The sequence below is a fragment of the Pseudonocardia lutea genome (genome assembly GCF_042658055.1).
Taxonomy (GTDB): Bacteria; Actinomycetota; Actinomycetes; order Mycobacteriales; family Pseudonocardiaceae; genus Pseudonocardia; species Pseudonocardia lutea.
The window spans coordinates 1-25035 of the sequence record NZ_JBHSQK010000025.1; the positions used below are offsets into that span (position 1 = coordinate 1).

Annotated in this window: 23 protein-coding genes and 3 pseudogenes; 7 read left to right on the forward strand and 19 right to left on the reverse strand. The window is 70.1% G+C overall.

The annotated features are described in order from the left end of the window. From ACFQH9_RS11905 to ACFQH9_RS11945, 9 genes and pseudogenes are all read right to left on the reverse strand, one after another. Window positions 1-219: pseudogene (locus ACFQH9_RS11905) on the reverse strand (4-hydroxy-2-oxovalerate aldolase); the annotation flags it as partial. Further along, window positions 216-620, reverse strand: a pseudogene (locus ACFQH9_RS11910) (hypothetical protein); the annotation flags it as partial. The pseudogenes ACFQH9_RS11910 and ACFQH9_RS11905, both read right to left, overlap by 4 nt. Window positions 621-697: 77 nt before the next feature. Next, a pseudogene (locus tag ACFQH9_RS11915) lies at window positions 698-1309 on the reverse strand (acetaldehyde dehydrogenase (acetylating)); the annotation flags it as partial. Between the two features lie 26 nt (window positions 1310-1335). Beyond that, entirely contained in the window at window positions 1336-2280 is a 945-nt protein-coding gene (locus ACFQH9_RS11920) for a 3-carboxyethylcatechol 2,3-dioxygenase (RefSeq protein ID WP_379566062.1), read from the reverse strand. Further along, on the reverse strand, window positions 2277-3161 hold the full coding sequence (locus ACFQH9_RS11925; RefSeq protein WP_379566063.1) for an alpha/beta fold hydrolase: 885 nt from the start codon (window positions 3159-3161) through the stop codon (window positions 2277-2279). Before ACFQH9_RS11925 ends, ACFQH9_RS11920 begins: the two co-directional genes overlap by 4 nt. Next, window positions 3158-5077, reverse strand: a complete 1920-nt coding sequence (locus ACFQH9_RS11930) for an FAD-dependent monooxygenase (RefSeq protein ID WP_379566064.1) — start codon at window positions 5075-5077, stop codon at window positions 3158-3160. Before ACFQH9_RS11930 ends, ACFQH9_RS11925 begins: the two co-directional genes overlap by 4 nt. 136 nt (window positions 5078-5213) lie before the next feature. Then, window positions 5214-6083 (reverse strand): 2-keto-4-pentenoate hydratase, encoded by an 870-nt coding sequence (locus ACFQH9_RS11935; protein WP_379566065.1) that lies wholly within the window; start codon window positions 6081-6083, stop codon window positions 5214-5216. 86 nt (window positions 6084-6169) lie between these two features. Further along, window positions 6170-6790: a cysteine hydrolase family protein gene (locus tag ACFQH9_RS11940; RefSeq protein ID WP_379566066.1), complete on the reverse strand. Its 621-nt coding sequence runs from the start codon at window positions 6788-6790 to the stop codon at window positions 6170-6172. A gap of 30 nt (window positions 6791-6820) precedes the next feature. Then, the gene (locus ACFQH9_RS11945) at window positions 6821-7894 is read right to left on the reverse strand and encodes an LLM class flavin-dependent oxidoreductase (RefSeq protein ID WP_379566067.1); all 1074 of its coding nucleotides are present in this window, start codon (window positions 7892-7894) and stop codon (window positions 6821-6823) included. Between the two features lie 167 nt (window positions 7895-8061). On the opposite strand from ACFQH9_RS11945, the gene ACFQH9_RS11950 reads away from it, so the two are divergent. Both ACFQH9_RS11950 and ACFQH9_RS11955 read left to right on the forward strand, forming a co-directional pair. Further along, on the forward strand, window positions 8062-8772 hold the full coding sequence (locus ACFQH9_RS11950; RefSeq protein ID WP_379566068.1) for a GntR family transcriptional regulator: 711 nt from the start codon (window positions 8062-8064) through the stop codon (window positions 8770-8772). 217 nt (window positions 8773-8989) lie between these two features. Next, a complete protein-coding gene (locus tag ACFQH9_RS11955; RefSeq protein WP_379566069.1) occupies window positions 8990-10369 on the forward strand; it encodes an MFS transporter in 1380 nt (459 codons plus the stop codon). A 126-nt stretch (window positions 10370-10495) separates the two neighbouring features. On the opposite strand, the gene ACFQH9_RS11960 is transcribed toward ACFQH9_RS11955, so the two are convergent. Continuing rightward, complete coding sequence (locus tag ACFQH9_RS11960) at window positions 10496-11062, reverse strand: hypothetical protein (protein ID WP_379566070.1); 567 nt, start codon at window positions 11060-11062, stop codon at window positions 10496-10498. A 410-nt stretch (window positions 11063-11472) separates the two neighbouring features. Next, on the reverse strand, window positions 11473-12312 hold the full coding sequence (locus ACFQH9_RS11965) for an IclR family transcriptional regulator (protein ID WP_379566071.1): 840 nt from the start codon (window positions 12310-12312) through the stop codon (window positions 11473-11475). 259 nt (window positions 12313-12571) lie between these two features. Here ACFQH9_RS11965 and ACFQH9_RS11970 point away from each other — a divergent pair, with 259 nt between their 5' ends. Beyond that, a complete protein-coding gene (locus ACFQH9_RS11970) occupies window positions 12572-13687 on the forward strand; it encodes an alcohol dehydrogenase catalytic domain-containing protein (protein ID WP_379566072.1) in 1116 nt (371 codons plus the stop codon). Window positions 13688-13865: 178 nt separating this feature from the next. Here ACFQH9_RS11970 and ACFQH9_RS11975 read toward each other — a convergent pair whose 3' ends face one another. After that, a complete protein-coding gene (locus ACFQH9_RS11975; protein WP_379566073.1) occupies window positions 13866-14756 on the reverse strand; it encodes a peptidase associated/transthyretin-like domain-containing protein in 891 nt (296 codons plus the stop codon). Then, the gene (locus tag ACFQH9_RS11980) at window positions 14756-15454 is read right to left on the reverse strand and encodes a dioxygenase family protein (RefSeq protein WP_379566074.1); all 699 of its coding nucleotides are present in this window, start codon (window positions 15452-15454) and stop codon (window positions 14756-14758) included. The genes ACFQH9_RS11975 and ACFQH9_RS11980 overlap by 1 nt, the downstream gene beginning before the upstream one ends. A gap of 193 nt (window positions 15455-15647) precedes the next feature. Between ACFQH9_RS11980 and ACFQH9_RS11985 the strand changes: the two genes are divergently transcribed. Genes ACFQH9_RS11985 through ACFQH9_RS12000 form a run of 4 tightly spaced genes read left to right on the forward strand, consistent with a single transcriptional unit; the run spans window position 15648 to window position 19407 of the window. Further along, window positions 15648-17309, forward strand: a complete 1662-nt coding sequence (locus tag ACFQH9_RS11985; RefSeq protein WP_379566075.1) for an AMP-binding protein — start codon at window positions 15648-15650, stop codon at window positions 17307-17309. Then, window positions 17310-17738, forward strand: a complete 429-nt coding sequence (locus ACFQH9_RS11990; RefSeq protein WP_379566076.1) for a VOC family protein — start codon at window positions 17310-17312, stop codon at window positions 17736-17738. Beyond that, complete coding sequence (locus tag ACFQH9_RS11995; RefSeq protein ID WP_379566077.1) at window positions 17735-18946, forward strand: thiolase C-terminal domain-containing protein; 1212 nt, start codon at window positions 17735-17737, stop codon at window positions 18944-18946. The genes ACFQH9_RS11990 and ACFQH9_RS11995 overlap by 4 nt, the downstream gene beginning before the upstream one ends. A 17-nt stretch (window positions 18947-18963) precedes the next feature. After that, a complete protein-coding gene (locus tag ACFQH9_RS12000) occupies window positions 18964-19407 on the forward strand; it encodes a Zn-ribbon domain-containing OB-fold protein (RefSeq protein ID WP_379566078.1) in 444 nt (147 codons plus the stop codon). A 102-nt stretch (window positions 19408-19509) separates the two neighbouring features. On the opposite strand, the gene ACFQH9_RS12005 is transcribed toward ACFQH9_RS12000, so the two are convergent. From ACFQH9_RS12005 to ACFQH9_RS12030, 6 genes are all read right to left on the reverse strand, one after another. Further along, a complete protein-coding gene (locus ACFQH9_RS12005) occupies window positions 19510-19884 on the reverse strand; it encodes an IS110 family transposase (RefSeq protein ID WP_379566080.1) in 375 nt (124 codons plus the stop codon). Next, window positions 19769-20686, reverse strand: coding sequence for an IS110 family transposase (locus ACFQH9_RS12010; RefSeq protein WP_379566081.1), 918 nt, complete (start codon window positions 20684-20686; stop codon window positions 19769-19771). The genes ACFQH9_RS12005 and ACFQH9_RS12010 overlap by 116 nt, the downstream gene beginning before the upstream one ends. A 312-nt stretch (window positions 20687-20998) precedes the next feature. Beyond that, window positions 20999-21862: a dihydropteroate synthase gene (gene folP / locus ACFQH9_RS12015; protein ID WP_379566082.1), complete on the reverse strand. Its 864-nt coding sequence runs from the start codon at window positions 21860-21862 to the stop codon at window positions 20999-21001. 50 nt (window positions 21863-21912) lie between these two features. Next, a complete protein-coding gene (gene folD / locus ACFQH9_RS12020; protein ID WP_379566083.1) occupies window positions 21913-22773 on the reverse strand; it encodes a bifunctional methylenetetrahydrofolate dehydrogenase/methenyltetrahydrofolate cyclohydrolase FolD in 861 nt (286 codons plus the stop codon). 9 nt (window positions 22774-22782) lie between these two features. Further along, on the reverse strand, window positions 22783-23688 hold the full coding sequence (gene purU, locus ACFQH9_RS12025; RefSeq protein ID WP_379566084.1) for a formyltetrahydrofolate deformylase: 906 nt from the start codon (window positions 23686-23688) through the stop codon (window positions 22783-22785). Between the two features lie 191 nt (window positions 23689-23879). Next, on the reverse strand, window positions 23880-24974 hold the full coding sequence (locus ACFQH9_RS12030) for an SMP-30/gluconolactonase/LRE family protein (RefSeq protein WP_379566085.1): 1095 nt from the start codon (window positions 24972-24974) through the stop codon (window positions 23880-23882). Between the last annotated feature and the right edge of the window lie 61 nt (window positions 24975-25035).

Below are 25035 nucleotides of genomic sequence, written 5' to 3' on the forward strand. Positions count from 1 at the left end.
GATCCACTCCCAGTCGGTGTTGCTGCCCGGGCCGTAGGTGAGGCTGGCGCCGGCGAGGCCGTCGCCGTGGGCGACCTCGATCGCGTCCACGCCTGCGGCGTCGAGTGCCGCGGCGATCTTTCGAAGATCGGCAGGATCGAGGCGGTGTCGGATGGCGTGCATGCCGTCCCGCAGGGTGACGTCCTGGATGTACAGGGCAGGCGGGGTGGTCGCGGTCATCGGAGGGCCTCCGCAGGCTGGATGTTGCCGGCATGGGCGGCGAGGAGCTCGGCGGTGCGCAGGGCGGCCGAGGTCATGATGTCGAGGTTCCCGGCGTAGGCGGGCAGGTAGTGCGCGGCTCCCTCGACCTCGAGGAACACCGAAACCTTCCACGCCGGGCGCGGGGTACCGGCGCCGATGAGAGTGTCGAGCGGTTCGTCGTCGTCGATCGGGGTGACCTGGACCTGCTGCTTGAGCCGGTAGCCGGGCACGTACCGGGAGACCTGCTCGGCCATCGCGGCCACGCTGGCCTTGATCGCCTCCGGGTCGGCGGCCGGTTCGTCGACGGAGCCGGCCAGGCACAGCACCGTGTCCCGCATGATCATCGGCGGCTCGGCCGGGTTCAGCACGATGATCGCCTTTCCCCGAGCAGCCCCGCCGACGACCTCGATGGCCTTCGCCGTGGTCTCGGTGAACTCGTCGATGTTCGCCCGGGTNGCATGATCATCGGCGGCTCGGCCGGGTTCAGCACGATGATCGCCTTTCCCCGAGCAGCCCCGCCGACGACCTCGATGGCCTTCGCCGTGGTCTCGGTGAACTCGTCGATGTTCGCCCGGGTCCCCGGGCCGGCCGACTTGGAGGCGATAGAGGCGACGATCTCGGCGTAGCGCACCGGGGCGACCCGGGCGACGGCGGCGACCATCGGGATGGTGGCCTGCCCGCCGCAGGTGACCATGTTGACGTTGCGCGCCCGGGCGTGGTGGTCGAGGTTGACCGCCGGGACGAGGAACGGGCCGATCGCCGCCGGGGTGAGGTCGATGAGGATCTTGTTGTACGGGGCGAGCTTCTCGGCGTTGGCGATGTGCGCGCGGGCCGAGGTGGCGTCGAAGACGACGTCGATCTCGTCGAAGTTCGGCAACGCGATGAGCCCGTCGACGCCCTCGGCGGTGGCCGGGATGCCGAGCCGCGTGGCCCGGGCCAGCCCGTCGGAGGCGGGGTCGATTCCGACCATCGCCGCCATCTCGAGAGTCTCGGACAGCCGGATGACCTTCATCATCAGGTCGGACCCGATGTTGCCCGAGCCGATGACGGCGACCTTGGTTCGTGACATGTGTGCGCTCCCTCTACCTCGACGGCTCAACTGTCGAGGGCGACCGTGGTGAGGCCGAACCCGGCGATCAGCTCGCGGATGGGCCGGTAGTAGCTGTAGCGGACCGAGTACGGTCCGGCCGCGCTCAGCGCGGCGTAGCCGGCGATCCAGGTGCGGACCTCGTGGGAGGAGTTGCCCGCGATGCGGGTCATCTCGTCCGGCGTCCAGGCGTCGAGCGGGGTGAGGTCCCCACCGGCCAGGACCTTCATCAGCTCGCGGTCCCAGTCCGGGGCGAGGTCCTGGATGGTGGCCGTGCCGGCGGCGAAGTCCCGGGCGGCGGCGTAGACCCGCTCCTGACGAGCCACGCGCGCCTCCGGCGTCGGCGTCCCGTTCTGGCCGAGCAGCATCCGTCGCTGCTCGGGGGTGGCGGCGGCGAGCCTTGGCACGGGAGGGTCGTGGGACAGCCCGCCGGAGGCGATGAGCAGGACCTTCAGGTCGAGTCCGGCGAGGTGGCGGCCGATGGCCTCGCCGAGCAGCCGCACTCGCTTGACCGGTGTGAACGGCGGGGCGACGGAGTTGACGAACACGGGCACGAAGGGCTTGGCGGTGATGTCGCCGAAGAGGATCTCCATCGGTTGCACGGCGCCGTGGTCGACCTGCATGTCGAGGGACACGGCGAGGTCGATGCCGGCGTCGAGGGCGGCCTCGGCGATCCCGCGGGCGAGATCCTCGGGAACGTCGAGCCGTCCGGCCTGGCTGCCGTAGTCGCCGATGCTCTGCGCGGCGTACCCGACGCAGAAGGGCGGCATCAGCCGGTAGAAGAACCCGTTGTAGTGGTCCGGGCCGAAGTTGACCACGACGTCCGGGTCGAAGTCGCGGGCGAACGCGCGGGCCTGGTCGAAGGCGAGGTCGAGCTCGGCAGCGACGTCGGCGGGCAGCTCGGCGTGGTCGAGCAGCGGACTGTGGCTCGTCGCCACCAGCGCGAGGGTCATCGCGCCGCCTCCTCTCGGCCGAGCAGGAAGTCGAGGTGGATTCTGTTGAAGGTCTCGGTGTCCTCGTACTGCGGCCAGTGCCCACACTCCTCCATCACGGCGAGCCGGCCGTTGGGGATCAGCGAGGCGATGCGCTCGCCCTCGTCGACCGGGCCGGAGGGGTCCTTGGTGGTCCAGATGACCAGCGCCTCGGCCTGGATCGCGCGCAGGTCGTCGTCGCTGATCATGTTGCGCTTGCGGGTCTCGAGGTCCTGAAGCGCCATGTTCGACTCGCAGGCCTTGAGCCAGTCGGGCTGCTGGAAGATCGCCTGGCGGGTGCGGATGAGGTCGTCGGTGACCATGGTCGGGTCGGCCATCAGCCACTCCAGGCGCGCCTTGACCCGCTCCCAGGAGGGGTCCTTCGCGGCCTCCATGGACAGCGTGTAGAGCCGCTCCATCACCTTCGGGTTGGCCATCGTGCCGCCCATCGTGTTCAGCACGATCTTCTCGACGCGCTCGGGGTGGAGCTGGGCGAAGCGGGCGGTGACCCAGCCGCCGAGCGACTCACCGGAGAAGTAGGCCTTCTGCGCGCCGAGGGTGTCCAGGATGTGGTTGACCTGGGCGATGTAGTGCGGGATCTCCAGCGGGTGGTCGGGCTTGGTGGAGTAGCCGTGCCCGATGAAGTCGATCGCCCAGACCGAGAAGTGCTCGGCGTGTGCTTTGAGGTTGCGGACGTAGGCCTCGGCGTGGCCGGTGATGCCGTGCAGGAACAGCAGCACGGGCTTGGAGTCGTCGCCGGCGTGCAGGTAGCGGGTCCGGTAAGGCCCGGCCTGCAGGAAGCCCTGGCTGAACTCGACCTGGTTGAGGTCGTTCCAGACGCTGGTGTAGGGGCGCTCGGTCATCGCAGTGCTTCCTCCGTCGAGGTGTTCTCTCGGTCTGTGCCGTCGCCGGGGCCCGCCTGCGGCACGGCGATCGGCACGGCCCGGGTGCTGTAGGCGGGCCCCTCGGTGTCGCGGGCCGAGCGGTCGGTGTCCTGGGCGAGCACCGAGCCGAGCGCGGCCTGCAGCTCGGTAAGGGCTCGGTCGTCGTCCCAGACGGCGCCGCTGTGCCGCCAGGCGACGTAGCCGTCGGGACGGACCAGGATCGCGCCCGCCTCGTGCACCTCTCGCACGCGGTGCCAGTTGCCGTAGGGGTCGATGGTGCCCGGCTCCCCCACCACCACGGTGCGCAGGAAGGGCAGGTCCAGCTTCTGCGCGGCCCGCTTCCAGGCCGCCCCGGCAATTCCGGTCAGCAGGGTCACCTTGCCCTTGCCGACGACGTCCAGGGTCGAGAGGCGGCAGCCGTCCGGGCCGACGAGCCAGGCGTGCGGGAGCTTCGCCCCGGGCCGGGTGGTGGCCTGCAGGTACAGCTCGGGATGGTGCGGCCACTCCTCCGGGCCGACGGTGGTGTCGGGCACCACGGCGGCGGACTCGTAGCGCTGGTTGAGCTCGACGCCGTGCGCGTTGAACTCGGTGTTCTTCAGCTCGAGGGCCTCGTAGAGCCGCTCGCGCAGCGCCACCCCCTCGGGGCTGGCCTCCTTGAGCTTGGCCAGCCCGTCGCGCACCGGGTCGTCGCTGTCCGTGGCCAGCCACTCGCGCAGCCCCGCGTAGTCCTTTCGGGACTGGTTGGCCCGGGCGACGATCTGCCTGCCGACCGGCATCCGCTCCGGGGTGTAGGAGTCGAGCAGGCCCGCGCCGGCGTGCCCTTTGACGACGTAGGCGACCTTCCAGGCGAGGTTGAACGCGTCCTGCATGGAGGTGTTCGATCCCAGCCCGGACGACGGCGGGTGCCGGTGCACGGCGTCGCCGCCGCAGAACACCCTCCCGACCTGGTAGTTCGTGGCGTGCTGCTGGTTGACGTACCACACCGAGCGGGACACGATCTCGATGTCGAGGTCGTCGTCGCCGACCAGCATCCGGATCCGGTCCTTGACGACGTCGTCGGGCAGGTCCGGGACGCCGTCGGCCATGTCGAAGCCCCAGCCGGCGATCCACTGGTGCCAGGGCTTGATCGCGCGCAGCAGACCCATGCCGATCTCGCCGAAGCCGGCCTTGGAGTTGTAGATCCAGTGCAGGATGCTCGGCCGGTGGGCCACGTAGCGGCTCAGGTCCGCGTTGAACAGGATGTAGTTGGTCCCGGCGCGAGCCAGTTCGCCCTCGAAGGGCAGGCCGATGTCCTCGGCCACCTTGGAGCGGGCTCCGTCGAAGCCCAGCAGGTAGCGGGCGCGCTGGGAGAAGGTCTGCCCGGTGCGCACGTCGCGGAACAGCACCGTGACGCCCTCGCTGTCCTGCTCGTGGGAGAGATACTCGGTGTGGAAGCTGATGATCGCCCCGCGCTCGGCCGCACTCTTGATGAGCACGGGCTCCATCAGCGGCTGCGGGATGTCGAGCATCGTGCAGGGGCTGCCCTGCAGGTAGTCGCCGTAGCGGCGGTCCCCGGTCCCCCACGTCTGCAGCCGCACGATCTCCTCACCGGCCAGGCTCGTGGTGAACAGCGTGTCCCCCATCTGGTCCCACGGAGTGGCGTAGCGCCGGGCCTCCCGCTCGACGCCGAGGTCGCGGAGAACCTCGACCGCGCGCTGGTTGGTGATGTGGGCCCGAGGCCCGTTCGCGACCCACGGGAACAACGACACCGCGTGCACGCGGATCCCGTAGGTGGCCAGGGCGAGCGCCGCGGTGCCCCCGGCGGGGCCGAGCCCGATCACGATCACGTCGGTGTCGAAGCCGTCGGCCGGGGTGAACGGGGTGAAGGCGGGCGGCGGAAGCGTCGTTGTATCCATGGCACCTTCTCGGAGCTGCCGGCGCGAACCGGCTCGAACGTCGAGGAGACCCAGAGGGGTCAACCGGTGACTAGAATTCTAGCATCACAGTTGGTGAGACCCAAGTGTTCGCGGTCTCATCGGTCAAGCTGGTCGGCTAGCGGGCGACGGTTTTGGCGGTGAACTCGGCACGGACGCTGCCGAGGCCGGTGAGTGTCGCGACGTAGGTGTGGCCGGCCTCGACCGGCACCATCGCCCCCAGGGCGCCGGAGAGCACGACGTCGCCGGCACGTAGCGGCGTTCCCAGCTCTCGGGAGGTGTTCGCGAGCCAGACCAAGGCGTTGATCGGGTCGCCGAGGCACGCTGCTCCGGTGCCGGTGGACACCGTCTCGTCCGCGCCGGCGACTCTGCGGGTCAGGGTCATCTCGACGGTGCGCAGGTCGCGATCGCCGAGCTCGATCGGCTCGTCGCCCAGGACGTAGAGCCCCGACGAGGCGTTGTCCGCGACGGTGTCGACGATGGTGATGTCCCAGCCCGCGATGCGGCTGTCGACGATCTCGAGTGCGGCGACGGCCCGGCCGACCGCGGCGCGGGCGACGTCGGCGGTGATCTCGTCATCGCCGGCGAGGTCGGCGATCAGCACGAACGCGATCTCCGCTTCGATCCTGGGCTGCAAGAGCCGGCCGATGTCGATCGGCTCGTCCTGCGGGCAGGCCATGTCGTCGAACAGGACACCGAAGTCGGGCTGGTCGACGCCGAGCTGCGCCTGGACCGCGGGAGCGGTCAGGCCGATCTTCCGCCCGACGATGCGCCGGCCCGCGCCGAGACGGGCCTGGGTGAGCAGCTGCTGCACCGCGTACCCGGTCTCGAGCACGGCGTCCGGCAGCAGCTCCCGCACGGGGGCGCACGGGGCTCCGGTGCGCGCCGCGGCGATCAGGCGGGCGGCGCTCGCGCGGATCCGGTCGGCACGCTCGGCGCTGCCGGTTTCCGGGTTGCTCCGGCGGGTGTGGTCGAGGGTCTCGCTCATGGGTACTCCGGTTGTTGCTGCCGGGCGGGTGGGCGGCGGGTGGCCGCCCACCCGGAACCGGCTGGGGGCGAGTTCGGTGGGCTGCTTCAGGCGTTGGCCGCGGCGGGCTGGGCCAACCCGGTGAGAACCTCGTCGGTCGTGGTGATCTCGGCCAGCAGGCCCAGGGACTCCAGCGAAGCGGCGTGCGCCTCCGGGGAACCCGCGGAGCAGGCGTCGGCGACGATGATGGTGCGGTAGCCGAGGTCGGATGCCCCGCGGGCGGTGCCTTCGACCGAGGCGTTGGTGGCGACCCCGGTGAACACGAGGGTGGTCGCCCCGAGCCCGCGCAGGGTGGCGTCGAGGTCGCTTTCGGCAAACCCGCCGACACGCTGGTGGGTGACGACGTGGTCGCGGTCCTGCGGCGTCACCACGTCGGTGATCGCGGCACCCGTGCTGCCGTCCTTCAGGCACCCGGTCTGCGCGACCATGCCGAGCAGCGGGGAGTTGGCGTTGAGGTCGGAGTAGTCCTCCTTCCAGGCCACCCGGGTGTAGACAACGGGCACACCGGCGGCGCGGGCGCCGTCGAGCAGCCGCGCCGCGGTCCCGAGGACCCCGGTGCGCTCGATCTCGGCGCGGAAGAACCCGGCGAAGGCGCCATCGGGGCCGACGATGTCGTTCTGGAAGTGCACGGCCACGATCGCGGTGCTGTTCGGGTCGAAGCTGGTCATGGTTGATCGGTCCTTTCGGGTGGGCGAGGCTCAGGCGCGGGCGAGGATCGACGAACCGATGTCGGCGATGTCGCGCTCGGCCGTGAACGGGTTGGACAGGAAGACCGAGACCATGTCGCAGCCCGCGTCGCGCATCAGCTGCGTCTTCTCCAGCAGCTGGTCGGGGGTGCCGTAGAGGCACCAGTAGTCGACGAGCTCCTTGGTGATCAGCGGCCGGTGCACCGGGTCGAGCCCGCGCAGGTACTTCGCCCACACCTCGAGGTAGTGCGGCGCGTCCGGGGCGGTCGGGTCGCCCAGGTAGGCCATGGCCGCCTCGGCGGACGCCTTGACGATCGGCTCGCCGAGCTCGTCGACGTGGTCGTTCATGAACCCGGCGTTGGTGATGCACGAGGAGATCGGGCCCGAGCCGAAGCCCTTGTCGATGCCGTCCTCCCAGGTCTCGCCGTCGCGCAGCTGGTAGAACCAGGACAGCGCGACGAGCTTGACCGAGCCGGGCGGGCGGCCCGCCTCGGCGACGGCCTTGTCCAGCTCGCGCCGGACCACGCCGATCATGTCGGGGTTGGGGCCGAGGCAGTAGGTCATGTAGTCCGCGTGCTTGGCCGCGATCGCCAGGCCCTTGGGCCCGCCGGCGGACATCCAGACCTCGACCGGGTCCTCGAGGTTGTACCAGTGGCCGTTCTTGTCCAGGAACTCGATCTCGCGCTCCTGGCCCAGCCACGTCTGGGTCACCCGTCGGCCGGCCAGCAGGCCGCGGGCGATGTCGAGGGCGGTGTCGAGCTCCGAGAGCGTGGCCGGCCGGTTGCCCATCGACCGCAGGGCGTTGTTCGCGGTGCCGATCCCGAGGAACGTCCGCCCCGGGGCCAACGCGTTCAGCGTCGCGATCGAGTTCGCGGTGACCGGGGCGATGCGGGTCAGCGGGTTGGTCACCCAGGTGCCGAGCTTGATCGTGCTCGTGTCCCGGGCCGCCAGCGCGAGGTACTGGTACGGGTCGCTGAACAACAGCGGCCCCTCACCGACCCCGAAGTGGCTGGCACCGACGTCCTCGGCCTGCTTGGCCAGGCCGATCTGGTCGATCTTGGCGCAGGTGCCGATGCAGAACTCCATGTCTGCTCCTTTGCGGGATGGGGTTCGCGCAGCAGTTCCGGACAACTGCCATGCTACGCTGCTAGCGTCACAGTAAGGGTGGCCCGTCGACCTAGCAAGGGGGACCCCGGGTGACCACACACAGCGCGACAACCAACGGAGCGGCCCGCTCCGGTTACTCTTTGCGTGTGACCGACCCGCAGCCGACTCGTCTCGACCGCGGTGCCAGCCGGCTCAACCACGCCGTGTACGACCAGCTCAAGGAACGTCTCCTCGAAGGCCGCTACGCCGCGGGCGAGCGGCTGTCTACCGAGGCGCTGCGCACGGAGTTCGGCGTCAGCAAGCAGCCGGTCATGGAGGCGTTACGGCGCCTGTCCGGCGACGGGATGATCGACATCCTGCCGCAGGTCGGGTCCCGGGTCGCCACCTACGACCTGCGTGAGGTCGAGGACTTCTATCTCATGTTCGGTGGCTTCGAAGGCAGCATCGCCGGGATCGCTGCCACGCGGCGTACCGAGGACCAGCTCCTCGAGCTCGACCTGATTTCCCAGCGGATCGGCACGCTGCGCTCGGAGAAGGACGCCGGAGTCCGCGCCCGCGGCTACCGAGTCCTCAATCGGCGCTTCCACGAGGCCATCCACCTCATGGCCCACTCCCGGATCATGGCCGAGACCAGCCGCAAGATGTGGGACCTGTCCGACTTCCTGATCAACACCACCGGCGTGCCGCAGCCGCTCAGCTCCGCGCTCGACGAACGCCACGACGACCACGAGGAAATCCGCGAGGCCCTGCACGCCGGGGACCAGGCGGCCGCCCGGTCGTCCATGGAGCGCCATATCATCGGGACGGTCGCGGTCATTCACGCCGAGACCGCCTCCACCACGCGTACGACGAGCTGACCTGCGCCGCGTTCCGTATTGCGGCACGCGCGCTGGATCCGGACGAAGCGGAACGACACACTCCGACCGACGGCCCGGCGCCACACGTTTCGACGCTCGCGGACGATCCGATCTCCGCCCTGCCCGGTCACCGGCAGGACGCCCTTTCTCGCCTTACGCCACGCGGCCCCGCTAAGCGGGCGGTGGCTGATCCTCCACTGCTGAAGGAGCCACTCCGGTGAGCGCACAGCCAGATCCCCAGCCGCCGACCACCGCGGCGGACGTGACCGTCCAGGAGACCCCGATCCGCAAGGTGGCCGCCGCCTGTCTGGCCGGCACCACGATCGAGTTCTACGACTTCTTCATCTACGGCACCGCGGCGGCGCTGGTCTTCCCGAAGTTGTTCTTCCCGGAGGCCAGCCCGTTCATCGGGACCCTGCTCGCGTTCGCGAGCTTCGGTGTCGGCTTCGTCGCCCGCCCGGTCGGTGGCGCGGTCTTCGGGCACTTCGGCGACCGGGTCGGCCGCAAGAAGATGCTCGTGATCTCCCTGATGCTCATGGGCGCCTCGACCGTTGCGATCGGCCTGCTGCCGACCTACGCCACCGCGGGGGCGCTCGCTCCGGCCCTGCTTGTGCTGCTGCGGCTCATCCAGGGTGTCGCCGTCGGTGGCGAGTGGGGCGGCGCGGTGCTGATGGCGGTCGAGCACTCCGCGCCGAACAGGCGGGGATTCTACGGTAGCTGGCCGCAGGCCGGCGCCCCGCTGGGCACGTTCCTGGCCACCGGCGCCTTCTTCCTCGTCTCCCTGTTGCCCGGCGAGGCCTTCCTGAACTACGGCTGGCGGATCCCGTTCCTGGCCAGCGCGATCCTGATCGCCGTCGGCCTCGTGGTGCGGCTGCGGGTCACCGAGAGTCCGGCCTTCCAAGTCGTGCGCACCCAGCACAGCGAGGCCCGCGCCCCGCTGGTCGAAGTCCTGCGCAACAACCCCCGCCAGGTGCTCCTCGTCGCCGGCGCCTTCCTCGTGCAGAGCACCGTCGCCTACATCTTCATCTCCTACATCGCCACCTACGGCACCACGGTCGTCGGCGCCTCCCGACCGACGGTCCTCGGCGTCATCCTGCTCTCCGCCGTGGTCAGCACCGTCCTGCACCTCGCGGCCGGTGCCGCCTCGGACCGCCACGGCCGCAAGCCGGTGTACCTGGCCGGGGTCATCGCCATGGGAGTGTTGGCCGTCCCGGTGTTCGCGCTGTTCAACACCGGCAACTTCGGATTGATGCTCATCGGCCACGTGCTGATGTTCGGCATCGCGCTCAGCCTCGCCGGCGGCCCCACAGCCGCGATGTTCTCCGAAATGTTCGGCACCCGGGTCCGCTACAGCGGCGCCTCGGTCGGCTACCAGCTCGCCGGCGTCTTCGGCGCGGCGCTGAGCCCGATCGTGGCAGCCGCGCTGTTCGAAGCGACCAAGTCCGGCTACGTCATCGCCGCCTACGTCGCGGCCATGGCCGTCATCTCGCTCATCGCGGTCCTGCTCATCCCGGAGTCGCGCGACACCGACCTGCTCGCCGAAGACCGTCCCGCCGGTGGCCACTCCTCGTCGGCGGAGCAGGCTCACTCGGCATAGGCCCGACGAGGCCACGACGTGGGGCGGCCTGGTGGCCGCCCCCACGTCGGCTGCCGAGCTCAGATCGGGAGCTCAGCGATGGGCCGGTCGGTGTCCCGCCACGCCTGCAAGACCTCGCCGAGACGGTCAACCACAGCCGGGCCCCAGCTCGGGTCGGCCAGGGCGTGCGCCTTGTCCCGCACCTCTGCCCAGGTCAAAGGCTCCTTCGGCGAGCCCGGTGCGACAGCGGTCGCCGAATGTGTCACACACCCGCGGTCGCGCAGGAGCACAGTGGCGGGGGTGCGGTGCCGAACGCCTCCTGCCGGCGGCTCCGACTTCGACTCGCACCCCTCGGGCAAGGCGAATGAACCCCGGATCGTCCCACCTCCCCGCCTGCAGACTCTCGTAACGGTCGAGGTCGGTGCTCCCGGTGAGGAGGGCCAGTGCGACCGCGACGTGCGTGCTGAACTGTGCCGAGGTCATATCCGTGGGCCGCGGGCGGACGTGACCGCAGTGCTGTGCGGTTACCGGGTCGACCCGGACCACGATGCGCTCGATGCTGCTTGACGGGCGCCTCGGCGTCGGCGTGCGCGGACCCCCTTCACGATGCCGGGCCTGGTCGTCGAAACGCTCCGCCAGGAGCCGGTCGGCGTGCTCCTGGCCAGCCGGCACCGGGCCGCGGTCCACCGGGAGATCGACTTGGCCGACCTGCACGACGAGTGGTTCGTCTCGTACCCGAACAACCCCCGTCCACGATGTAGCTCATGCAGAACGCCTGCGAGGCAGCGGGCTTCCGGCCCAGGATCAGGCAACCGTCGCCGAAAGCGCCGCCCTCGTTGCACTGGTCGCCGCGGAGATGGGCGTCGCCCTGGTGCCTGCATCGCTTCGCCACCTCAAGATCAGCGGGGCAACCTACCGGCCCCTGAGCTCCCCGCGGGTCACCCCGGCCTGGCGCTTGCCTATCGCGACGGGACGGTTGGCCCGCTCGTGCGCCGGTTTCTCGAGACCGCCCGCGCTGTCGTCCGCGGCCGCGAAGCCGTCGAGTCCCCCGGCCAGGCCCCATTGACCGAGGACGATCGGTTCACGATCGGGCTCTGAGACCCGCACCTCGACCGACTCCCCCGTTAACAAGCGGCGGCGTCGGAGGACTGGCGGCGGAGCCTGCCACCCGCCTGCCGGGCCGCGGCGGTTGCCGCGCCGCTGACGCGGCGGAGGAGCTCGGCGTGCCCCCGCAGGTCGACCCGACCCGCCGGACCGCCGACGGACAAGGCCGCGATCGGGCGTCCGGCGTCATCGAGCAGTGCGATTGCGACACACGAGAGATCTGGACGCGCCTCCCGCACGCTCGTGGCGATCCCGGACTCACGAATGCCCGCCAGTGCCGCGACGAAGCGCTGCTCGCTAATGACGGTGTCCCGCGTGCGCGGGTGCAGCCCCCGCTCGAGCACCGCCTCGGTCGCCGCGTGGTCGTGGGCGAGCAGCGCCTTACCCAGCGCCGAGGAGTAGGCGGGGAAACGGGTGCCCGACGGGAAGGTGTGCGGCACGGGACGATGACCATGCAGCCGGCCGAGCAGAACGACCTCGCCGTCTCGCAGCACGCCCAGGTTCACCGTCTGGCGCGTCACCTCGTACAGGTGCGCCATGAACGGGACGAGGGCTGCGTGCAGGGCTCCTGGCACGGGCTCGTACACCCGGGCCCCCAGTTCGTGCAGCCGCGCACCCAACCGGTAACGACCGGCAATCCGTTCGACCAACCCGTTGCGCTCCAGAGCTCCGAGCAACCGGAACACGGTCGACTTCGTCAGGCCCAGGTCGCGGGCGAGCTCACTGACGCCAATTGCCGAGTGGCCCGGAGGAAACGCGGCAAGAACCTCGAGAGCCTTATCGACCGCGGTGCGCTGCCCACCCGACGAGTCATCGGCGTCGCCCCGGACCGTCATGCGGATGATGTCGCCGTCGCCCATCGGGATCCTCCTGCCTCGTCACCTCATGGAATCGCATGAGAAATGCTAGCATTTCAGTAGCGTGACCGCGAGTGCTGCCGCCAGTGACCTGAGCAGACCGTGCCTCGATCGCCGGGTGTCCACCCCTCGTGCCGGATCGCGGTACGTCGGCTTGGGCGGCTCGCGACCCGCGACGCACAGTGGCGCCCTCGCCGGCTCCCTGTCGACCATCGGGAGCGGGCCCACAGCGATGTGACACGGCAAGGAGACATACGCACTGATGCGCACCATGCTGGCCGCCCGCCTTCACGACATCGGCAAGCCGATGCAGCTCGAGCAGGTCCCGGTACCCGAGCCTCGGCCGACCGACGTCGTCGTTGAGGTCAAGGCCTGCAACGTCGTCCCGAACCTGTCGAACGTGCTCGCGACCTACGCCGAGTGGTTCCCCTACCTCCCGCTCCCCAAGCTCCCGGCGATCTTCGGCCTGGACAGCGCCGGCGTGGTCAGCGAGGTCGGCAGTGAGGTCACTGCGGTCGAGGTTGGCGACCGCGTCTACGTCAACCCGGGTCTGTCCTGCGGCGCCTGCCGCGCCTGCCGTCGCGGCGAGGACCAGAACTGCGACGACTACACCTTCATGGGCTACTTCGCCTTCGGCACCGGCGGCCAGCGCCTGTTCGACGCCTACCCCTACGGCGGCCTCTCCCAGTACCTGACCTCACCTCAGCGGAACCTGGTCAAGCTCCCGGACACGGTCACCTTCGAACAGGGCGCCCGCTTCGGCTACCTCGGCACCGCCTACTCCGCGCTCCGCAAGACCGGAGCCGGCCCCGGCCGTACGGTGCTCATCGATGGCATCTCCGGCACGCTCGGTCTCGGCGCCTGCCTCAACGCCCTCGCCCTCGGAGTCACTCGCATCCTCGGAACCGGCCGCAACGCCGCCCTGCTCGAGGACGTCGAAGCCATCGCACCCGACCGCATCCACGTCCTGCCGGCCGGCGCCGCCCCCCTCGCTGAGTGGGCCCGCGAGCACAACGACGGCGAAGGGGTCGATATCGTCGTCGACTGCCTCGGTCCCGCCGCACCGGCCGAGTCCATGCTCGACGCAATCGGTACGCTCCGCCGCGGCGGCGTTGCCGTCGACATCGGCGGGATGATGGAGCGCCCGGCCCTCGACCTGTTCTCCATGATGTGCTCGCAGAACAGCGTCATCGGCAGCCTCTGGTTCTCCACCGGCGAAGCCCAGGAGATGGCCGACCTCGCCGGATCCGGCGCCCTCGACCTGTCGGTCCTGGAGCACCACACCTTCCCGCTCGAGCAGATCAACGAAGCCCTCGACGATCTGCCCTCGCGGCACGGCGGCTTCAGCAACTACATCTGCATCCCGCCCTCTGCCTGACCAAGTGCTCCGGGCCCCTGTCGTGCGGCCCGGAGTCGTTCCTCGTCTCACTCGCCAGTCCGCGAAGCGACTGACGCCGGTCCACGCCGACAACCGAAGACAGCGATGCCCGTGCGGGCGGAATGTCGTTCCGCCCGCACGGACATCGCAGGACGAGTGCGTTGCAGCGTTGAGGCTGCTACCGGGACGATTCAGTTCCGCTGGGACCACCCACCGCCTTGGTGGTGCGCTCCAGGCCGACCATCTCCCCCGCCGCGCGGGTGTCCTCGGCGTCGGTCCACCCGCACGTGGAGCAGTAGTCGCGGCCGGCGCCGGGCGGCAGGATGACGTTGATGGACAGCGGATGACCGTTCGGGCAATGCCTGTCTTGCTCGACCACGGGCGCCTTCGCCGTGGCCGCAGCAGGTGATTCGTGTGCGGTGGACGCGTCACCCGCTGCGTTGGAGTGGGGCACGTACGGTGCCCGTACCTGCACCGCACCCGTGTCGGCCATGGACGCCTCGCCGGCTGCAACGAAGAAGGCCGTCTGGGATTCCCCGGACAGGCGGATGTCCCACCGCAGCTGTCCGTCGTCGTCGACCTCCGCGATGAGGGTGCGCCGATCGAGCGGGTGGAGAGCGCTGAGCACCTCGTCGGATCCGTTGGCGTCGGTCTCGTCCGGGAAGTACAACCGGGTCTCGAACGGTTCCGACACCGGGAACACGAAGAACCGCACGTGGAAGAAGGGGGCCCCCGTGACAGCCGCAGGCTTGGCGAGCACGACCTCGGCATCGCCCTCGTCATCCGCCATTGCCCGGGCGAACTGCCCCTCCTGCAGGAACTCGATCAGCACATCGGGCGCTGCCACCGGACGATCGCTACCGTCCAGCACCCGCACCCGCAGCCGCACCGCACCCGGCGAGTCGGGCTCGACGGCGTGACCGGCCCCCGGGTAGATCAAGCTGTGGCCGTAGAAGGGCCCTGGACCCACGGAGGGTGTCAGCTTGTCGAGGTAGTCCGCCGACGGCTCGATCACACCGGAGGACCCCGATGCCATGGCAGCCGTCGGGGTCGTGTCCACGCCTGTCATCAGGACTCCATCGGTGTCGCGGCCGAGCCGCGCAGGACGATGTCCCAGCGGTAGGCCAGTTGGAGTGCGCCGTCGACGGTTCCGGTCTGCTCCGGCACGAAGGCCGCCACCATTCGTTCACGCGCACGCGGGTCGTGCTGCTGGGCCAGCACGAAGTCCAGGCTCAGCAGCGGGTCGGCCTCGAAGTAGCACGACGTCACCAGACGCTGCGACAGTTTGGGGCCGAACAACGAGAAGTGGACGTGCGCCGAACGCAGTAGCCCCGAGCCCTCCGGCCCCGCATACCCCGATGGGCGGATCGTGTGGAAGGAATAGTTGCCCGCCGAGTCGGTGAGCACCCGGCCGGCTCCGCTGAAATTGCTGTCCAGCGGCAACCACGGGCGGTTGCAGTACTGGTCGACGTACCGGCCCGAGGAGTTCGCCTGCCAGATCTCGATCAGCGTGCCCGAGACCCCGCGACCATCGGAGTCGAGTACGCGTCCGAACAGCTTGATCCGCACGCCCAGCGGGGTCCCGTCCTGCTGGTGCAGCAGGTCGTTGTCGCCATCCCGGACCGCCACGCGACCGAACACCGGTCCCGACGACGAGTGGAACCACTCCGGTGGAAGCTGGTACAGCTCCCGGTCCGGCACCCGCAGCCGGAAGGCCGGATGCATCAGCGGCGACATCAGCTCCGCCTGACCTTGTGCCGAAACCATCCGCTCACCTCCCATTTCGGTATCTGGTGACGGCGGCGGCCGGTGCCGCCGACGCCCACAACAGCGGTCACTATCTGCCCGGGGCCGATCACCCGCCAGAAACCAATGTTTCTGGTGCCCGCATGGTGCGCTGGCGCACGATCACATCCAGCGACCGGCACGTCAGGCCGGCCATGACAGCCCGAGGTGGGAAGTGCCGGACTCACGAACTCCTGTTCCATCGCCGTCCGAACCGGTTCCGCCGACCGAGTCCACCATCGGCGCCGCTGTCGAGGCGGCAGCCCAGCGCTGGCCAGAGGCCTGCGGATGGGTGTTCGAGGACCGCCGCATCACGTTCAGCGAGATGCGAGACCTCGCGGCGAGAGCCGCCACCGGGCTGCACGCCTGCGGGGTGCGACGTGGTGATGTCGTGGCGCTGTGGACACCGAATCTGGCTGAGTGGGCGGTTACCGCGTTCGCAGCCTACCGGCTCGGCGCCGTCGTCCTCTCGATCAACACCCGGTTCAAGGGGTTCGAGCTGACGCACCTGCTGTCCCACAGCCGGGCGAAGGTGCTCATCATCCAGCCCCAGTTCCTCGGGATCGACTTCGAGGAGCTGCTGGAGGGCGTCGCGCCGGACCTGATGCTCTCCCCGACTGGCCAGGCGACGACGGCGAGCTTCCCGTCGCTGCAGCGGCTGATCAGCGTCTCACCAGGGCGGCTGTCCGCGATGGACTGGTCCGCCCTGCTCGACACAGCTCCCGCGGACACCACCGCGCTCGACGTGGACCTCACACCGGACAGCCCCGCGCTGCTGCAGTACACCTCCGGAACGACAGCAGCACCCAAGGGGGCGCTGCTCAACCACCGCCACCTGCTCAACTACGCCCCCGAGACGTTCTCGCGGCTCGGCGTCAGAGCCGGCGACCCGGTCCTGAACACCCAACCCGTTTACCACGTCGGTGGTGCCAGCGCGCTCACCGTGCCGCTCGTCCTCGGGTGCACCAAGGTCACCCCGGGCCACTACGACGCAGGCCGGGTTCTGGAGTTGATGGAGCGCGAGCGCTGCGTCTCGCGCGGCGGCATCCCGACCATGTACCTGATGGAGATGGCGCACCCGCGCTTCGCCGAGTTCGACCTGAGTGCCCTGCGATCGGGCTGGACCGGCGGCCCGCCCGCGGTCATGGACCAGATCCGCGACGGTTTCGGCGGCCTCGAACTCATCCAGCTGTACGGGGCGACCGAGGGCGGCGGGACGTCGGGCTGTATCACCGATCCGTGGGAGAAGCGCAGGGTCACAGCCGGGCGTCCCATGACCGGGACCGAACTGCGGATCATCGACCCCGAGACCGGACGCGAGGTCCCGGCCGGTGAGGTAGGTGAGATCTGCATTCGCGGCTGGAACCGCATGATCGGCTACTTCCGCGACGACGAGCGCACCCAGGAGGTGGTCGATGCCCACGGCTGGCTGCACATGGGGGATCTGGGCCGCTTCGACGAGGAGGGCTACCTCACCTACGTGGGGCGATTGAAAGACATGATCCGAGTCGGCGGGGAGAACACCTCAGCCGAAGAGGTCGAAGCGCTACTCCTGGAACACCCCAGTGTTCACCAGGCCGCTGTGATCGGTGTTCCAGACGTTCGAATGGGTGAAGTCGTTCTCGCAATCGTCGAACGTGCCGCGGGGAGCTCACTGACGGCTGAGGAGATCGTCGTGCACTGCAAGTCGCGTGCGGCCAACTTCCGCGTGCCACGCCACGTCCGGTTCGTCACCGACTGGCCCTACACCGGTAGCGGAAAGATCGCGAAAAAAGTCCTGCGCGACATCTACACCCCCGAGTTCGAGATCACCGAGCAGAAAGTCGAGGTCAGCTGAATGAGTAAGGACCGTCGTATCCACCACGTCGGGATCGTGGTCGATGACATCGACCAGGCCAAGGGTTTCCTTCAGGGCATCTTGGACATCGCTGTCGACGACGTCATCGACCTTGGCCCCGGCAAGGTCGCATGGGCACCGTGTGGCGAGATCCAGATCGAACTTATCGAGTACTCCGACCCCGAGTACAAGCGCAAGCGCCTCGGCTCCTCCGAGGCCGTGATCGAGCACATCTGCTTCCACACCGACGACGCCGACGCCGAGTACGCCGAGCTCGCCGAGAAGGGCGTGCAGTTCACCGGCCCCCCGAAGGCTTGGAACGACCGCAAGGCGTTCTTCACCACCGCCGCCTCCTGCGACGGCGTCATGTACCAGTTCCGCGAGCCCATCGAGGAGGCCGCGGCGCCCGCCGCGAACGACCACCGATGAGCCACGACTTCCGGGACCGCTTCGCCATCGTCGGGGTCGGTGTCTCGCCGACGACGCGGACCGGCGCACAAGGGCTCAGCGCCCAGCAGATGGAACTGATGGCCGTAGTCCAAGCGATCGAGGACGCCGGCCTCACCCGCGGCGACATCGACGGGGCGGTGCACGCCGCGGCCCAGAACGGCAGCGACGCCTTCTCCCGCAAGCTGGGCCTGTCGTCCAACTTCTACTACCCGATTGGCCGGATGGCTGGCGCCGTGGCGGGTCTTTTTTTTGCGACGCAGGCCCTCGCGACGGGGAACGCCAACTACGTGTCGGTGTCGCTGGGGCTGTCCTGGCTCTCGCAGGCCAAGGCCATGAAACAGGGCGATGCGGGGCGCGTCACTGGGGACAACAAGTGGAGCCTCAACCGCGACGGCGGGGGCCTCGTCGACGTCGGCTGGCAGGCGACCACGGGTGCCGCGGCCGTCCACGCCTTCATGGCCTCCCGGCACATGCACGAGTACGGCACGACGTTCGAGCAGCTTGGCTCCGTCGCACTGGCGCAGCGCGCCTGGGCGAACCTCAACCCGGAGGCCAAGTTCTTCGACCGGCCGCTGACCATGGAGGACTACCTGGCCAGTCGCTGGGTGTCGCACCCCTACCGGCTGATGGACAACTGCGTGGTGAGCGACGTCGGGTGCGCCGCCATCATCACCACCGCGGAACGGGCGCGTGATCTGCGCAACAAGCCGGTGTACGTCAAGGGCGTAGGGTTCGGAGACGCCGCCCGCGAGGCCTGGTGGGATAAATCGAACTTCACGCGTACCGACGGCGGCCACGCGCGCGACGTCGCCTTCCGCCAGGCCGGCATCGAGATCGGCGACGTCGACGTCGCCGAGCTCTACGACTGTTTCACCGCGGAGTTCCTGCTCACGCTGGAGGACTACGGGTTCTGCGAGAAGGGCGAGGGCGGCGCGTTCGTCGAGTCCGGCGCGACGGCACCGGGCGGCAGCCATCCGATGAACACCCACGGCGGACTGCTCTCGGCCTACCACTGCGGCGACATGGGCAACCTCGTGGAGGCCACCCGCCAACTGCAGGGGGTGTGCGGTGACCGGCAGGTGCCGGACGCCGAGATCGCCCTGATGGACGGCCACGGCTGGGAGATGATCCTGCCGTACATGTGCCCCATCTCGGGCAGCGTGGTCCTCGGAAACAGCATCTCGTGACGTCCCGGAGGACTTCAATGACGACGCATCCCCAGCTCGGACCGTGGATCCACCGCCCGTTGGTTGCGGTGGACCCTGACCAGGTCCCCTTCTGGGACGGGCTGAAGAAGCACGAGTTCCACCTCTGCCGGTGCCGGCTGTGCGGGCGCGACTGGTTCCCGTTCACCGTGTGCCGCGACCACGACGACATCCCGCGCATCGACGACATGGAGTGGGTAGCGACGTCGGGGCGGGGAAAGGTGTTCGCCACGACCGTCGTGCACCAGGTGATCGACGCGGACTTCCTCGACGAGGTGCCCTACGTCCTGGCGATCATCGAACTCGACGAGGGCCCGTTGTTCCCCGCCCGGCTCGTCGAATGCGACCCGGACGCGATCTCCATTGACGACCGCGTCGAGGTGGTCTACGTCGACAGCGACGCGGGGCACACCCTGCCGTTGTTCCGGCCGGAGCCGCTCTGAGTAGCCCTGTGTCAAGCCACCGCTGATTGATCTTGTTGGTGGGCTTGGGCGGTGCGGTGTCGGGCGGGGTCGCAGGGGTGCGGGTCTGCCAGCATCTCCAGATCACGCCCAGCCAGGCGCGGGCCAGGATGCGCACGGCATGGGGTGGTCGTGGCCGCAGGCGAGGGCCTGGTCGTAGAGGTGGCGGGCCCATGCGCTGGCGTGGCGGGAGTCCCCGGCGAAGTCGCAAACCGCGTCGCGGAGCTGTCTGTCCGCGGCCCAGCGGAGGCTGACAATCTTGACCTTGCCGGACTGGCGGGTCGAGGGGGCGACCCCGGCCAGACAGATCAGCGAGTCCGCGGTGGGGAACCGGCCGCGGGCGTCACCGATCTCGGCGAGCAGCCGGGCGGCACGGACCTGCCCGGCGCGGCGCAGGCTGGTGAAGAGCGCGGCGGCGGGGTGCAGAGCGAGTTGTTCTTCGATCTGGTCGGCCAGCACCTGGATCTGGGCGCCGATGGCCTCGAGCGCGGCGACCAGGGCGAGGGTGATCTGGGCGCGGGCGCCGCCGTCGCCGGTCAGCCCGCGCGACGCCGTGGTCAGCCGTTGGTGCAGGATTTCGGGGCTGGTGCGCCCGCAGTAGCCGACGCCGTGCAGCCAGGCGCCCAGCCGGGTGGGCGAGAGCCAGTCGGCGCGCTGCTGGTCGGGGAACCGGCGCAGGAACCTCAGGCTGATCTTCGAGTCGATGTCGGCGAACAGCCCGACCGCGCCGGGGAAGCCACGCCCAGGTGGGCGCGCAGCTGGTTGGCCAGCGCGACCCGGTGCGCGAGGAGGTCCTTGCGGGCCCGGCAGATCGCGCGCAGGGTGAGCGTGGCCGGGGTGTCGAGGTCAACGGGCGCAGCCGCGCCCGGTCGGTGCGCACCACATCGGCCAGCAGGTAGGCGTCGAACCGGTCGTCCTTGTTGCCGGCCGAGCCGTAGCGCCCGCCCAGGTTCTTGACCGCCAGGGGCGGGATGACCAACACCGTGAACCCGGCGGCGAGCAGGGCCTCGACGACCGGGCCGTCGCCGCGTTCGATCCCGACCTGTTCAACCCCGGCGCGCTGCAGGCGCCGGCACAGCCCGCGCAACCCCGCCGCGGTGTGGGCGACAGTGAACCGGTCGAACGCGGTGCCGTCGCCGGCCACGACCGCGATCGCGTGGCTGTCGCTGGCCCAGTCGATCCCGCCGGTGGGCGCTGACGTGTCCGGATGAGTCCGCTCGGCGGGTCGCGAAGAACCGGGCTTGGGCGCGACGCTCATCATTGCCTCCTGTCTGTTGCCGCAGCAGGTAGGCACCCGGTGGTTCCCGACACGACAGCCGGTCGCTCACTGATCGGCGCTCGTCGGCGCGCAGCCCTGTCGCCAGTCGGCGTGCCGGGGACCGCCGGGCCCCGCAGAACTCAGAGTGGACCTTGCACGGTCAAGCGAGCAGGGCGATCACCCGGCTGCCACCAGTGGTGCATCCGAACCTTCCCAGCCGGACCGGACCCAGGGAAGGTGCACCAGTGAGCCGGCCGGCCGTGCGGTATCCCGGCCGCAGCCCGGAGGCCGAGCGCCCCGCGGGCTGCGGCCGGATCACGGTGCGCCGTCCTGCACGACTCGTGGCATCACCCGGGTGCAGCGTAATCGCCGCTCGGCAGTTGCGGCGTGGCTGTCGACCGCCGCGACGACGCGCACGGCGTCGACACTGGCGGCGACGTCGTGCACCCGCACACCCCACGCTCCCGCACGGGCGGCGAGCACGGTGGTCGCGACGGTGGCCGTGTCCCGCTCGGCCGGGGGCCGCGCCACGCCGTCGCCCCCGGCCAGGACCGAGCCCAGGAACCGCTTGCGTGAAGCGCCGACGAGGACCGGCAACCCGAGATCGAGAAGGGCGTCGAGTCCGGCCAGCAGGCAGAGGTCGTGCGCCGGGCGCTTGGCGAATCCGAGCCCGGGGTCGAGGATCAGCTGCTCCGGCCGAACACCCGCGGCGATCGCCGCCTCCACCCGTGCGAGCAGCTCGCGCCGGACGTCGGTGACGACGTCGTCGTAGTCGGCGGCCTCGTCCATGTGCCGGCTGGGGGCCCGCCAATGCATCAGGACCCACCTCACGCCGCTATCGGCAACCACCGCCGCCATCGCCGGGTCGGCGAGGCCACCGCTGACGTCGTTGACCAGAGTCGCACCGGCCATCACGGCGGTCTCGGCGACCGTCGCGCGAGTGGTATCGATGCTGACGGCCACACCGGCCCGGACGAGCTCTCCGACGACGGGCACCACCCGGCACAGTTCCTCCTCCGCGGGGACGCGGTCGGCACCTGGCCGGGTCGACTCCCCGCCGACGTCGACGTGATCCGCCCCGGCGGCGGCCATCCGCAGGCCGCGAGCCACCGCACGGCGCGGATCGAGGAGCCGGCCGCCGTCGGAGAACGAGTCCGGGGTGACGTTGAGGATGCCCATGACCCGGCACCGGCCGGCCGGAGCCCCGGCCGGGCCGGGGGACGGGGTCATCATCGCTCGCCCATGCCCTGAAGGCGCCGAGCCGCGGTGAGGGTGTTGGCCAGGAGCATGGCGATCGTCATGGGGCCGACCCCACCGGGGACCGGGGTCAACCGCCCGGCGACCTCGGAGACGGCGGAGTCGACGTCGCCGCACAGACCACCGGCTTCGCGGTGGATGCCGACGTCGATCACCGTCCCCCCCGGCCGGACGTGATCCGGACCGATCAGCCCCGGGATGCCCGCGGCGACGACGAGGACCTCCGCCCGCCGGCACACCTCCGCGAGGTCGCGGGTGCGGGAGTGGCAGAGGGTCACGGTGGCGTTGCGCTCGAGCAGCAGCTGCGCCATCGGCTTGCCCACCAGGACCGATCGCCCCACGACGACGGCCTCGGCACCCTCCAGTTCGACGCCGTGCCGGTCGAACAGGACCATGACCCCGGAGGGGGTGCAGGGGCGCAGCCCGGGGCGGCCCTGGGCGAGGAGGCCGGCGTTGGCCGTGGTGAGCCCGTCGACGTCCTTGTCCGCGGGGATGCGGGCGAGCAGCGCGTCCGGGTCGAGGTGAACCGGGACGGGTAGCTGCAGCAGGATCCCGGACACGGCAGGGTCGGCGGCCAGCCGGTCGATCAAGGCAGCGGCGGTCTCCTGGTCGGCGTCGCCGGGCAGGTGCTGGTGCAGGTCGGTCATCCCGGCGGCGGTGCAGGCGCGGCGCTTGTTGCGGATGTAGACCTCGCTGGCGGGGTCGTCGCCGATCAGCACGGTCGCGAGCCCGGGGGCGGTGCCCCCGGCCGCCACCAACTCCGCCACCCCGTCGGCGACGTCGTCGCGGACCAGCTTCGCGGTGGCCTTGCCGTCGATGATCTCAGCGGACATCTCGTGCTCCTAGAAGACGACGGTGGTGTTGCCGTGGCGGACGACCCGGTCCTCCAAGTGCCAGCGCACAGCCCGGGACAGCACGGAGCGCTCCACGTCGGCGCCCAGGCGCATGAGGTCCGCGGTGTCGTGGCGGTGGTCGACCCGGACCACGTCCTGTTCGATGATCGGGCCCTCGTCGAGGTCGGCGGTGACGTAGTGCGCGGTGGCACCGACCAGCTTCACCCCGCGTTCCTTGGCCTTGGCGTACGGCCCGGCGCCGATGAACGCCGGCAGGAACGAGTGGTGGATGTTGATCAATGGACAGCCGACGCCGGTGAGGAACTCCGGGGTGATGATCTGCATGTAGCGGGCGAGCACGACCAGGTCGACGTTGCCGCGCAGCAGCTCCAACTGACGCTGCTCGGCCTCCGCACGGTTGTCCCGGGTGGCGGGGATGTGGACGTAGGGGACGCCAAAGGGGCGGACCTGCTCGGCGAGGTCGGGGTGGTTGGAGATCACCATCGCGATGTTCATGTCGAGTTCACCGCGCCGGTTGCGCCACAGTAGGTCCAGGACGCAGTGGTCGGTCTTAGACACCATGATGGCCACCCGCTTCGGCGTGGCCGCCTCGGTTAGCGCGAACTGCATGTCGAACCGGTCGGCGACCTCCGAGGCGAAGGCGCGCTCCAGCTCGTCGCGGGCGGCGGACAGCCCCTGGAGGTGGAAGACGGTCCGTTGGAAGAACTCGCCCCCCTGCTCGGCCGTCGCGTGCTGGTCAAGGGTGATGATGTTCGCCCCCGCCTGGGAGAGGAAGGTGCCGATCGCCGACACGATGCCGGGTTGGTCCGGGCACTGCAGCAGCAGCCGGCCGTGGTCGGCGTTGCGCAGGGAGGGCGAACGGGACGCGGTGAGCGTCGAGGGTGCGCTTGTCATGTCACTTCCCGAGGTCGTCGGTGCGGGCGTACCCGCCGAGGAGCTGTCAGGTGAGCCGTACAGGAGGGACCAGATCGACGGCAGCGTCCGCGCGATCGGCCGTGGCGCGGGCCTCACCCGCCCGGCCGACCACGACGGTTGTGGCGGGGTGGCGGCGCTCCCAGCCGCCGGCAGCGATCAAGGACGAGTGATCACGGCATGAACGCCACCTGAGGCGGGCCGAAGACGTTGCCGATCCAGAAACCGCCGGCGGCGGTCGGCAGCGCGGTCGCGGCGTGACCGAAGTCGGTGCCGTCGTAGCGGCGGACCGCGGCCAGCTCGAGGGTGTTTGGGGAGATGCGCGTCACCTCGAAGCCCTCGTACGGGCAGACCGTGACATCCAGGGTCAGGCAGCTGGCGAACTGGTCGGGAGTGAGATCCTGACCGGTGGTGTACAACGCGCCGTCGGGTCCCCAGCGCAGATTGTCGGGCATGTACGGGATCTCGGCGGTGGTGGTCGTCTCGCCGGTGGCCAGGTCGACGCGGCGCACGGACCGCCCACCCCACTCCGCCACGAACAACTGCTCACCCCGGGCGTCGACGGCGACACCGTTGGCGCCGACGTAGGTGCCGCCCGCAGCGGTGCTCCACCCGCTGTCGCGGGTCCAGGTCCGGACGTCACCGATGGGTTCGCCCCGCAGTATCCGTGCGAAGCTGCCCTGGACGTCGGCGGGATCGATGAAGTTGGAGACGTACACGCGCGCTTCGTCGTCGACGGCGACGCCGTTGCCGTAGGTCCCCTCCGGCAGCTCCACGCACCCCACCCAGGTCAGACGGGGCTGCTCGCCGGCGGTGTCGACATCGAAGACCTCGATGGCCTCGCGAGAACCGTGGTTCACCGCGTACAGGCGGGTGCGCTCACCGGCCGAGGTGAGGGCGAGCCCGTGCGGAGAGGCGTCGGCTGCGGCGGGGGGCAGGGCGCAGCCGGGGAAGGACTCGGCGTCGTGCGCTACCCGGGCCGGCGCGCCGTCCGGTGCCGGCCACAGCTGCTGGATCCGGCGGCTGTCGATGCCGATGGCGTGCAGAGCGCCGCCCGCCGAGGGGGAGAACCCGGAAGCGAGGATCGTCCCCCTACCGGGAATCTCGACGAGGTCCTCCATGGTGGCCGGGCTGGGCACGAGTTCCAGCGTTGCCGCGGCGGGTTCGGGTTCGGCCGTGCCGGCCTCCGCCGCACCCGTCGTGGCGGGGGCGCACGCTGCGACCGACAGCACGAGTGCAACGGCACAGATGCCGCGTCGAATCGTCATCGATCTCTCCAGTCATATGCGCCCGGCGGTCGGCGGGCGACGGTCACACGGCCTCGCACCG

Coding starts and splice junctions, on each gene's coding strand:
- ACFQH9_RS11920 (WP_379566062.1), bottom strand. CDS start 2,280: ATGACCCTCGCGCTGGTGGCGACGAGCCACAGTCCGCTGCTCGACCAC.
- ACFQH9_RS11925 (WP_379566063.1), bottom strand. CDS start 3,161: ATGACCGAGCGCCCCTACACCAGCGTCTGGAACGACCTCAACCAGGTC.
- ACFQH9_RS11930 (WP_379566064.1), bottom strand. CDS start 5,077: ATGGATACAACGACGCTTCCGCCGCCCGCCTTCACCCCGTTCACCCCG.
- ACFQH9_RS11935 (WP_379566065.1), bottom strand. CDS start 6,083: ATGAGCGAGACCCTCGACCACACCCGCCGGAGCAACCCGGAAACCGGC.
- ACFQH9_RS11940 (WP_379566066.1), bottom strand. CDS start 6,790: ATGACCAGCTTCGACCCGAACAGCACCGCGATCGTGGCCGTGCACTTC.
- ACFQH9_RS11945 (WP_379566067.1), bottom strand. CDS start 7,894: ATGGAGTTCTGCATCGGCACCTGCGCCAAGATCGACCAGATCGGCCTG.
- ACFQH9_RS11965 (WP_379566071.1), bottom strand. CDS start 12,312: ATGGGCGACGGCGACATCATCCGCATGACGGTCCGGGGCGACGCCGAT.
- ACFQH9_RS11970 (WP_379566072.1), top strand. CDS start 12,572: ATGCGCACCATGCTGGCCGCCCGCCTTCACGACATCGGCAAGCCGATG.
- ACFQH9_RS11975 (WP_379566073.1), bottom strand. CDS start 14,756: ATGACAGGCGTGGACACGACCCCGACGGCTGCCATGGCATCGGGGTCC.
- ACFQH9_RS11980 (WP_379566074.1), bottom strand. CDS start 15,454: ATGGTTTCGGCACAAGGTCAGGCGGAGCTGATGTCGCCGCTGATGCAT.
- ACFQH9_RS11990 (WP_379566076.1), top strand. CDS start 17,310: ATGAGTAAGGACCGTCGTATCCACCACGTCGGGATCGTGGTCGATGAC.
- ACFQH9_RS11995 (WP_379566077.1), top strand. CDS start 17,735: ATGAGCCACGACTTCCGGGACCGCTTCGCCATCGTCGGGGTCGGTGTC.
- ACFQH9_RS12000 (WP_379566078.1), top strand. CDS start 18,964: ATGACGACGCATCCCCAGCTCGGACCGTGGATCCACCGCCCGTTGGTT.
- ACFQH9_RS12010 (WP_379566081.1), bottom strand. CDS start 20,686: ATGATGAGCGTCGCGCCCAAGCCCGGTTCTTCGCGACCCGCCGAGCGG.
- folP (WP_379566082.1), bottom strand. CDS start 21,862: ATGGGCATCCTCAACGTCACCCCGGACTCGTTCTCCGACGGCGGCCGG.
- folD (WP_379566083.1), bottom strand. CDS start 22,773: ATGTCCGCTGAGATCATCGACGGCAAGGCCACCGCGAAGCTGGTCCGC.
- purU (WP_379566084.1), bottom strand. CDS start 23,688: ATGACAAGCGCACCCTCGACGCTCACCGCGTCCCGTTCGCCCTCCCTG.
- ACFQH9_RS12030 (WP_379566085.1), bottom strand. CDS start 24,974: ATGACGATTCGACGCGGCATCTGTGCCGTTGCACTCGTGCTGTCGGTC.